The organism is Micromonospora inaquosa (assembly GCF_003857055.1).
In the GTDB taxonomy this organism is placed as follows: Bacteria; Actinomycetota; Actinomycetes; order Mycobacteriales; family Micromonosporaceae; genus Micromonospora; species Micromonospora inaquosa.
Genome location: NZ_QGSZ01000205.1, coordinates 1 through 9754, shown reverse-complemented (window position 1 = coordinate 9754; position 9754 = coordinate 1). Strand labels below are relative to the sequence as shown.

The following is a 9754-nucleotide window of genomic DNA, read 5'->3' as shown; positions in this document are numbered from 1 at the left end:
CCTGCTCGGCGAGCGCGGCGGCCCGGGCGCCGACCCCGGCACGGACCCGCCACGGCGCGCGGCGGACGGCGGCCGCCTCGGCGCGGACCCGGAGCAGCGCGTCGCCGAGGTCGCCGTCAACGTCGATCTCGCCGGCGACGTAAGCTCGGGCCAGGCCGAGCTCGTTCGGGTGCCACAGTAGGCGGCGCAGCAGGCCGCGCTCGCGCAGCACGACTACCGGTACGCCATGGGGTCCAGCCTCGCTGCCGTCCCAGGCGCGCAGACGCACGGCGGGCGTCCGCCCGGTCGCGGCTTGCGCCAGCTCCAGAAACCGGTTGGCAACGCCCGCGTCGGGCCGTGGTGGTGCCGTCTCGGCGGTCATGACGCCCGGTCCAGCAGGAGGTGCTCGACGTCCAGGTGACCGGCGGCGAAGCCGGCCTCGGAGTACGCCAGGTAGAGGTGCCAGGTGCGCTGGAACGCCCGGTCCAAGCCGAGGGCGGCGACGTCGTCGGCGTGGCGGTCGAACCGTTCCCGCCACAGCCGCAGCGTGGCCGCGTAGTGCGAACCGTAGGAGCCGACCCGGTGAACCCGCAGCCGGGTGTGCCGGCGGCAGGCCGCCTCAATGGCGGACACCGACGGGATGAGGCCGCCCGGGAAGATGTACCGGTGGATCCAGGTGTCCTTCGCCCGGGTCGCGAGCATGTCGTCGTGGCGCATGGTGATGGTCTGGATCGCCGCCCGGCCGCCGGGCGCCAGCAGGCGGTCGAGCGCGGTGAAGTAGTCGGGCCAGAACTCGCCGCCCACGCCCTCGAGCATCTCGGCGCTGACGATGGCGTCGTAGCCGCCGGCGCGGTGGGGGCGGATGTCGCGGTAGTCGCACAGCTCGACCCGTACGCGGTCGGCGACGCCCGCCTCGGCCGCCCGCATTCGTGCCGCCCGGCACTGGTTGACCGAGAGCGTGACGGTGTGCACGTGTGCGCCGCGGCGAGCGGCGGCGACGGCAAGGGCGCCCCAGCCGGTACCGATCTCCAGCAGTTGGATGCCAGGCCCCACGCCGGCCAGGTCGAGAAGCCGGTCGATCTTGTGGCGTTGGGCCGCCGGGAGCTGCGCCTCGTCTGCCTGCGGCCGGCCGGCGGCGTCGGTGGGGAAGATTGCCGCCGAGTAGGTCATGGTTTCGTCGAGGAACAGCGCGAACAGCTCCTCCGGCAGGTCGTAGTGGTGCCGGACGTTGCGGGCCGCCGCCCAGGGCGTGTTGCGGGTTTCCAGCGAACGGCGACCGCGGGCCTGGAATCTGGTCAGCCACAGCACCGGCTTCGGGGCGATCGACCGAAGGTGCCCGGCCACGGTGGTCAGCAGGGCGGCCAGATCGTCGGCGTCCCACTCGCCGGCCTGATACGACTCGCCGAACCCGATCGGCCCGAACGCCCCGAAGCGGCGGTAGAGAGCCTCTGGACGGTTCAGGCGCATCAGCGGGGTCTGCTGGTCCGTCCCACCGAGCACGCGCCCGTCGGGCAGCATGACTCGGATGCCGAGCCGGCGCGCCATCGGCGCGACCGCGAACCGGGTCAGTCGCCGCCGGATCGGGGCGGGCGGGAGCGTGTCCGGCGGCCGCCACCAGGCGGCGGTCGTGTCTCGCACGGCGGGCACGGAATCTCGGATGCTCACTTCTCCTCCTCGTCGGTCAGGGCGCTCGCGGCGTGCGGGTGGACCGGCAGGCCACGTAGGTAGAGCCGGATGCCGTGGAACCGAATGCCGGCGCTCACGGCCACTGTGGCCAGCGGGTGACGGGCGGCCAGGCGCAGCAGACCGCCGGGGGTGCCGGGACGGCGACGGCCGGTGAGGCCGGCGACGAACGTGGTGGTGCCGTTGCGGCGCAGGGTGACGCCGACGGCGAGCCGCTCGCCGGGTGGCGGCACGCGGATCTGGTAGGAGCCGTCGACGGGGAAGAACGGCGAGACGGGGAAGCGCTTGTTCACCTCGGCGCGGCCCCGGCCGTCCGGGCGCAGCAGGTACCGGTGCCGTCCGCCGTAGGTGTTGTGGACCTCGGCGATCACGCAGGCCGGCGAGCCGTCGGGGTAGCAGCACCAGTAGAGGGTGAGGGGGTTGAAGACGTAGCCGAGCACGCGCGCGTGGGCGAGCATTCTGATCCGTCCGCCGTGCAGGTCGATCCCATGCGCGACCAGGAACTCCTCGACGCCCGCGCGCAATGTCGTGCCGGTGGGGCCGAGATGGTCCTCGGCGTGGAAGCCGGCGAGTCCGCGTAGCCACCACGGCAGGGCCGGCAGGGCGTCGAGGTCGACCAGCCACAGGTAGGTGCGCTGCCGGAAGCCGTACCGGACCGGCGTCAGCCGCAGGTGCCGCAGCTCGCACTGATACAGGTAGGCCCCGCTCACCACACGGCCCCCCAGTACGCGGCCGCCGCGACACCGGATCGGCAGCCGTCCTCGTGGAAACCCCAGCCGTGGTACGCGCCGGCGAAGGCGACACCGCCGCTGTTGAGCTCCGGCAGCCCGCGCTGGGCCTCGACGGCCTGCCGGGTGTAGATCGGGTGCTCGTACTCCATCCGGGCCAGCACCCGCTCGGGCGCGACGGTGTCGCCGGCGTTGAGGGTCACCACCACCGGCGTGGCGGTCGGCAGCGACTGCAGCCGGTTCATGCAGTAGCTGATCCGGACGCCGCCGGTCGCCGGGCGGCAGGTCGGCTGGGTGTAGTTCCAGGCGGCCTGCACGTCCGCGCGGCCCGGCAGCACCGAGCCGTCGGTGTGCAGCACCGCCTCGTTGCGGGCGTAGGCAAAGGTGCCCAGCAGCTCGCGTTCCCGTCGGGTGGCCGGGGCCAGCAGGCGTAGCGCCTGGTCGGCGTGCGTCGCAATGACCACGCCGTCGAAGTCCCGTGCCGCGCCGGTGACGTCGCGGACGGTGGCCCCGTCGGCGTGCCGGTGCACCGCGCGGACGGCGGCGCCGGTGCGTACGGTCCGGAGCTTCGCGGCGACGGCCTCGACGTACGCGCGCGACCCGCCGCGCACCGTCCGCCAGCCGGGGGAGCGGCTCACCTGGAGCATGCTGTGATTGGCGAGGAACGCGAACAGGTACCGGGCCGGGTAGTCGGTCGCCAGCTGCGGCCCGCAACTCCACACGGCCGCCACGAGCGGGGCCACGAAGTGGTCGACGAAGTAGCGGGAGTACCGGCCCTTCGCCAGGAACTCGCCGAGGGTCGGCTCCGGCGCGCCGGGCGCCGGTGGCTCGGAGAGCAGCCGGCGAGCCTGGCGGTAGAACAGTGGCACCTGGCCGAGCAGGGTCAGGTAGCGGCCGCGGGAGGCGAGGTCCCCCCGCGGCAGCAGCCCGGCCGGGCCACGTGAGCCGGCGTAGGCCAGCCCGCAGCCGTTGCACCGCACCGACATGCTCATCGCAGCCGGCTGGGTGGCGACGCCGAGCTCGGCGAAGAGTCGGCCGAGGAGTGGGTAGGTGCGCTCGTTGTGGACGATGAAGCCGGAGTCGACGGGCAGCACGCCGTCGGCGGTGGGCACGTCGTGGGTATGGGCGTGGCCGCCCAGGCGGTCGTCGGCCTCGTAGAGCGTCACGTCTGCCACCCGCTGCAGGAGGTGGGCCGCGGTGAGCCCGGCGACGCCGGCGCCGACGACGGCGATACGGCGCGGGGAGTCGGCCATCGGGCTCACCCGGCCCTGCCGGCCGGCGCCGTCGCGAGGTCGTAGGCGTGGCGGATCTGCCGATAGGCGGCGAGCGCCGTGCGGGCGGCGCCCTCGCCGGAGTCGACGGGGTAGCTGTTGTGCAGGTAGGACCCAGCGAGGTACAAGCCCGGCACGGGCCGGGGCAGGACGGCCTCCGGCCGCAGGTAGCTGGCCGCGTACACCGCCTCGCGGGGCAACTGGTTGTCCCGCGCCCGGACCTCCCGGAACGGATGCTGCAGGCCGAGGAGGTCGCGCACCTTGCCGAGAACGAAGTCGTCGGCGGTACTCGCCGCCCGGGTCACCAACACGATGCAGCGGCGGTGACCGGACTGCAGCACGATGTTGATGCCATCGCGGCAGTACATCGCGGGCCCGGCCACGGTGAGGATCGGCTCGGCGGGGTCCAGCTCGACGGTGAAGGCCTTGCAGTGTGTGTGGTTGACGTGCCCCACCTCCGATGGCAGGCCTGAGGCGGCCAGCAGCGGGATGACGTCGGGGACGAACGCGGTCACGACGACGGCGTCGAAGAGATCCGTGCCGCCGGCGGCACGCACCGCGATCCCGCCCGGCGTCGGCGTCAACGCCATCACCTGGCACCCGGCCCGGAACGCGACGCCCCGCTCGGTCAGGTGCCGAACCCAGGGCTCCACCAGGTAGGTCCGGGTCGGCCCGTCGAACGCGTAGGCGGTCCGGGACCGCAGCAGGCTCATCGCCATGCGCAGCAGCGAGAGCCGCGAGTAGTTCCTTAGCGAGCCGTAGCGGTTGGCGTTCGCGCCGGGGTGCTGTTCCGCGACGAGAGGCGAGCGTGGCCGCCGAATCATCCGTAGCCGCTGGCCCAGTGGGATCTCCTTGGCGAACACCCGGTACAGGTGGGACACCTCGACCCAGCCGTAGCGCTGGATGTAGCTGAACCGCCGCAGCGGCCGCAGGTGGTCGTGGATGCTGCGCCCGTCGGGGCCGACGATGCGGCGCAGGATGTCGAGGAGGGTGTTGTAGTCGTCGAGGAAAATGCGCGGGCAGTGCTCCCCGTCCGCGGTGGTGTTGGCGCGTCCGCCAAACAGGTCGTCCCGCTCGTACACCACGAGCTCGACGCCAGGGTGCTCGGCGAGGTAGAAGGCACAACTCAGCCCGGAGATTCCCGATCCGACAACGGCGACGCGCACGCCTGCCTCCCGGTGGTGGGGGCCCGGCCGGTCTGGCTGGGGCCTCGACGCCCACAGGAAAGCGGCGGATGCGGGGGCGGCGACAGAGCGGCGGCCCGGTCCGGACAGAGCCCGGACGGGGGCCGTACCGGGCCGAACAGGCCGGGTGGCGCGGTCGCGGCGATCAGGTGCCCTTGCGTAGGTGGGCGCTGAGGCGGCGGCCGGCATCGGTGTCGAGGCCGACGAGGAGGCCCGGTAGCCGGGCGGCGTGCAGGTCGAACGCCGCCTCGATCAGGTCGGCCCGATAGGCGACGGCGGCCCGGCCACGTAGCCAGCCGGCAACGCCCAGGACGGCCGCGACGCAGAGCGGCGGCCACCACGCCAGCCCGAGGGCGGCGAACGCCCCGGCCCACGCCGCGAGTTGCGCGCTGCGGTCCCAACCGGCCTTGGCGGCCCGCAGCTCGGCCCGGGCCGGCTCGGGCAGGGCGAGCCACAGCCGCGGCCAGACGGTCACCAGGTCCAGGCCGTACGCCCCGGCGATCCGCTGTTCGACGGCGAACCAGCGGTCTCCCATCCAGGTGGGCCGGCGCGGCGGAGCCGGGGCGATCGCCGTCCGCCGGGCCACCGCACGCGCCTGCGACTCGGCGGACGCGCCCTCCGACGCGAGGCGGTCGACCAGCTGATCGGCCCTGCTCCAGCGCTCACGCCGTCGGGCGGTGAGCGCGCCCGCCCCGATCGGCCACTGCCCGAGCCACAGCGCCGCGATCGGCTCCGCGAGAAGCGGAACCAGCAGCCCGATCGCCGCCCACACCAGCACGAACGCGGCGGCGGCGGACGCCGCAGGCGGCCATCCGTCGGCGGCGTTTGACGCTAGGTCGAGTCGGCGCGGGTCGTGGCAGGGCGCGATGGCGAAGGCGGCGCCAGCCACCCAGACCGCGCCGAGCGGCCCGAGCGCCGGCCGCCACCGGTCCGGCCTCCTCCCGTACTCGCCGCTGTCCGTCATCGGGCTACCGCAGCGTCTGGGTCATGGTCTTGCCCTCCACCGGGCACCGCGGTGCCCCGCCGCTCGGCGGACGGCGCGCCTCCCGACCGCAGGGCCGCCGCTCCAGCGGGCAGATGAAGACCTCGCCGACCACGGGGGTACCGCCGCCGAATCCGGTGAGCCCGTGGCGTACGTCTTCGTCGTCGGCGAACAGGCGGCGGATGAGGGTGGTGTAGTCGGCGGCAATGTCGCCGTCGAGGCGGGCCCGCATCACCAGGGCGTCCACATCGCCGTGCAGCCCGCGTCGGCTGGCCGCCTCCCGAATCGCCGGCAGGTTCGCGCACAGCAGCGATACGGGGTCGGTGTCGACGTGCGCGCCGGCGTCGGTCGCCCGGTGGGTGACGGTGGTCGCTGCGGTGCCGGGTTCAGGGGCAAGGCTGGTGTCACCGACGCTGTCGAGGTAGGCGGCGGCGGCCCGGGCCGCCAGGCGCAGGTACCACTCCCGGTGCGCGGGCGCGGTGGTGGGGCGGCCGAGGAACATCAGCGCACAGGCGGACAGCGACAGCAGCGTCTGCTGCCGCCACTCGTCGATCAGGCCGTACGGGCGGATCCAGTCGAGCTGGACGTCGCGCACGCGGTCCACGAACTCAGGCAGCCACTTCGGTAGCATGTCGCGGGCGTCGGCGGTACCGCCAATCAGCAGGTCAAGCAGCAGCTCGCGCTGTTGGTCGCTGCGCTCATCCATGGTGCGGTCGAGGATCGTCAGCACGAGCTGGACCGGGTCACGGGTCAGGGGTGCGTCCGGCTCGTACCGGGAAAGGTCGATCAGGTGGTAGTCGCCGGGGTCGAACTTCGTGCGGACCAGGATGTTCTCGGGGTGCAGGTCGCCGTGCGCCCGCCCGACCACCAGCTGCACCGGCGCCAGCCGAGCGGTGAGCGCCGGGTCATGGATCAGCGCGAACGGGTTGGGCAGTGGGCGCGGCTCGTCGGGGAGGGTCAGCCAGCGCTCGGGCCACCGGGCCGCCTCCGCGTGCAGGGCCTGACCCGGCGTCAGGCGGTGCAGCAGGTGCCGGCGCAGGACCTCGGCGACGGGCACCTCGTGCAACGTGGGCTTGCCGGCCCAGTCGGCGAGCAGCCCGCGCACGACCGCCGTGCAGACGTCGGCGAAGCTGCCCCGGTCGCAGGCACTTACCAGGCGGGGGTCGACTCCTGCCACCTTCGCCTGCGGCACGCCGGCCAACAGGGCCGACAGGACCCGGTAGTCCACGAAGCTGCCGCCGACGACCTCCTGGAACGTGATCCAGGAGCCATCGCCGACCCGGATCGGCTCGCCGTCCGGGGCGGTCAGGTGCCGTTCGGCGAAGTCCGGCGCGTCAGCCCACGCGGCGTGGTGGCGGGCGAACTCGGCGAGGTGGAGTTGGGCGCTGTCGGCCACGTCGTGCTTGAGGATCAGCTTGCGGGCCGGTCGGAGCCCGACCTCGTAGACGGCCGCGACGTTCGCGGTCGAGCGGCCATTGACGAACCAGCCGGCGTAGCGGTACCGCACGCCACGCAGCGTCGCCGACTCGGCCAGCGCAGTCGCGGCCGACGCGCCCAGCTTGCCGGCCAGATTCCGGTCGATCGGGGGTTCCATGTCGTCGTACTCTCCTCGTCGGTCCGCCCGGCCGGATCAGCCGACCGGGCGCTGTCGCAGTGCGTCGAGATCGGCGCGGGTGGCGGTGGTGTCGCGGTGTCGCGGACCGAGCACCCGGCGCCGGCCCTCCAGGGTGGCGCTGAGCTCGTGGTCCGCCATCCGGTAGTCGCCGCGCCGGACCAGGATCTGGCCCAGCCGGTGGCGGGTGGCGAGGGTGGCCGGGTGGTCGTCGCCGAGGTTGTGCCGCCGCACGTCCAACAGCGACCGGGCCGCGGTCTCAGCCTCGCCGAGGGCGCCGAGGTCGTACCGGACGTCGATGAGCGCCTGCAGCGCGGTGAGCGTGCGCGGGTGCTCGGCGCCGAGCACCCGGCGGCTGACGTCAACGAGCTCGGCGAGGCCGTCGGCGGCGGCTTGCAGATCGCCCCGGTCGCGCCACAGCAACGCTCGGTGGTACCGGGTGACCAGCGCCGCCGGGTGCTCGATGCCGAGCACCCGCGCCTGCGCGGCGAGCACCGCGTCGAGCTCGGGCCCGGCCAGGTCGGGCCGGCCGCGGGCCCGCAGCACGTCGGCTGCGACGTTGCGGGTGGTCAGCGTGTCCGGGTGCTCCTCGCCGAGGACCATCCTGCGCTTCTGCAGCGTGTGGCTCAGTAGCCGCTCGGCCCGGCCGAGCTCGCCGCGATCGCGTAACACGCGGGCCAGGTAATGCTGGGTGGTCAGGGTGTCGGGGTCGTCCGGGCCGAGCACGCGCTGCCGGGCGGCGAGGACGGTCCGCAGCTCGCGCGCCGCGGTGTCGAGCCGGCCCAGGTCGTACTGCACCCGACCGTGTTCGTGGGCGACGCCGAGCATCTGCGGGTGCTCCGGGTCGAACACCCGGCGCCCGATGCGCAGCATCCGCTGCTGCGCGGCCGCGGCGCGGCGGAGCTGGCCGGTGGCCCGCAGGAACCGGGTGGCCTGGATGGCCGGGGTCAGCAAGTCCGGCGGGACGTCCCAGGCGTCGATCCGGTACTCCTCGACCAGGCCGAGCGGGCTCTGACAGTGCTCGGCGAGCGCCTGCCAGCGTTCCCAGGTGGTCAGGTCGCGCGGGTCGAGCGACGCCGTCACCCGGTTGAGCAGCCGCGCGAGAAGCTCGAGGTAGCGGTGCACGTCGACGTGCAGATCGGGCTGCTGGCGGGACGTCTCGCGGACCAGCGGATGGATCGCGATCGTGGTGGCCAGGGCGGGATCTGTCGCCTCGGTACGGGCGACCTCGACGAGCCCGAGGCCGGTCAGGGCGCGCAGCGCCTCCCACACCTGGTACCGGTCGGCGCCTAGGAACAGCGGCGAGTCGGCCAGCAGCTTCGACACCAGCACGAGGCCGTGCGGCACCGGCCCGGGCTCGAAGCAGGCGAGCAGGCGCAGCATCGGCCGGGCGTGCGCGACCCGCTGCTGGCCGAGGAGATCCAGCGCCGGCTCCCAGGCGCGGCCGATCAGGTCCCGGGCGCGGCGGTCGGCGGAACCGGTGGCCTCCGACAGGCCGGTGAAGAGCTCGTCGTGGCGGCCGTCGTCGAGCGCCTCGGCGAACGCGCGGTAGGTGTGCACCGGACGCGGGCCGGCGATGGCTGGAGGGAGGCGGCCGGCCTGGGCGAGGTACCGCCCGGCGAGCCGCAGCGCCAGCGGCAGGCCGCCGAGGCGTTCAGCGAGGTGCTCGGCGTCCTCCTGGGTGCCCGCGTCCGGGCCGGCGAGGCCGGTGAGTACCGCTCCGCCGTCGCGATGGGAAAGCGGGCCGACCGGCACCAACCGCAACCACGGCGGCGGCGGGTCGCCCCAGGTGGCGTCGCGGCCGTCACGGGTCGTCAGGAGGACCATGCCGCGCCGGCCGTTGACCGGGCGCAGCCAGCCGGTACCGTCGGTCAGCTCGCTGCCCGGAAGGGCGAGCCCGCCGCGGGGGTCGTCGACGTTGTCGATGATCAGCAGCCACGGTTCGGTCTGCGCGTCCAGCAGACGCCACAGCAGGTCGGGTGAGCTGCCGAGGCTCAACTGCTCCGCGTTCGCGCCCAGTTCGGCGGCGAGGGCCAGCATGCCCGCCCAGACGCTTTCCGCGCCGCCAGCGAAGACCCACCAGGTTCGGATCCCGCGCGCCATGGCGCGCTGCGCGACGGCCAGGGCGAGCATGGTCTTGCCGCAACCGCCGAGGCCGTGCAGCACGTACGCGGGACGCGGGCCAGGGGCGTCGTCGGGTTCTAGCCCGGCGACCAGGTCGGCGACGAACCCGTCCCGTCCGCGCAGCTCCGGCTCGACGGTGAGCCGGTCCACGGGTGGGCGGGTGGAGACGAGGGCGGTGCGCTGTAGACGGC

At 74.1% G+C, this 9754-nt stretch carries 7 protein-coding genes and 1 pseudogene; all 8 read right to left on the bottom strand.

What is annotated here, in order from left to right; all coding sequences use genetic code 11:
* Positions 1-361 (bottom strand): annotated as a pseudogene (locus DLJ59_RS37410) (SAM-dependent methyltransferase); the annotation flags it as partial.
* Complete coding sequence (locus tag DLJ59_RS15070) at positions 358-1644, bottom strand: class I SAM-dependent methyltransferase (RefSeq protein ID WP_244236032.1); 1287 nt, start codon at positions 1642-1644, stop codon at positions 358-360. The pseudogene DLJ59_RS37410 and the gene DLJ59_RS15070, both read right to left, overlap by 4 nt.
* A complete protein-coding gene (locus DLJ59_RS15065; RefSeq protein WP_208648701.1) occupies positions 1641-2372 on the bottom strand; it encodes a DUF1365 domain-containing protein in 732 nt (243 codons plus the stop codon). Before DLJ59_RS15065 ends, DLJ59_RS15070 begins: the two co-directional genes overlap by 4 nt.
* On the bottom strand, positions 2369-3643 hold the full coding sequence (locus tag DLJ59_RS15060) for an NAD(P)/FAD-dependent oxidoreductase (protein WP_124773148.1): 1275 nt from the start codon (positions 3641-3643) through the stop codon (positions 2369-2371). The genes DLJ59_RS15065 and DLJ59_RS15060 overlap by 4 nt, the downstream gene beginning before the upstream one ends.
* Before the next feature lie 5 nt (positions 3644-3648).
* Positions 3649-4827 carry an FAD-dependent oxidoreductase gene (locus tag DLJ59_RS15055; protein ID WP_158630837.1) on the bottom strand — a complete coding sequence of 393 codons (1179 nt, stop codon included), beginning with the start codon at positions 4825-4827 and terminating at the stop codon, positions 3649-3651.
* A 163-nt stretch (positions 4828-4990) separates the two neighbouring features.
* On the bottom strand, positions 4991-5809 hold the full coding sequence (locus DLJ59_RS15050; protein ID WP_124773145.1) for a hypothetical protein: 819 nt from the start codon (positions 5807-5809) through the stop codon (positions 4991-4993).
* Between the two features lie 4 nt (positions 5810-5813).
* Positions 5814-7421, bottom strand: a complete 1608-nt coding sequence (locus DLJ59_RS15045) for a hypothetical protein (RefSeq protein ID WP_124773143.1) — start codon at positions 7419-7421, stop codon at positions 5814-5816.
* Positions 7422-7457: 36 nt separating this feature from the next.
* Positions 7458-9754: tetratricopeptide repeat protein (locus tag DLJ59_RS15040; RefSeq protein WP_124773141.1), on the bottom strand; the 2297-nt coding region annotated here is incomplete at its 5' end.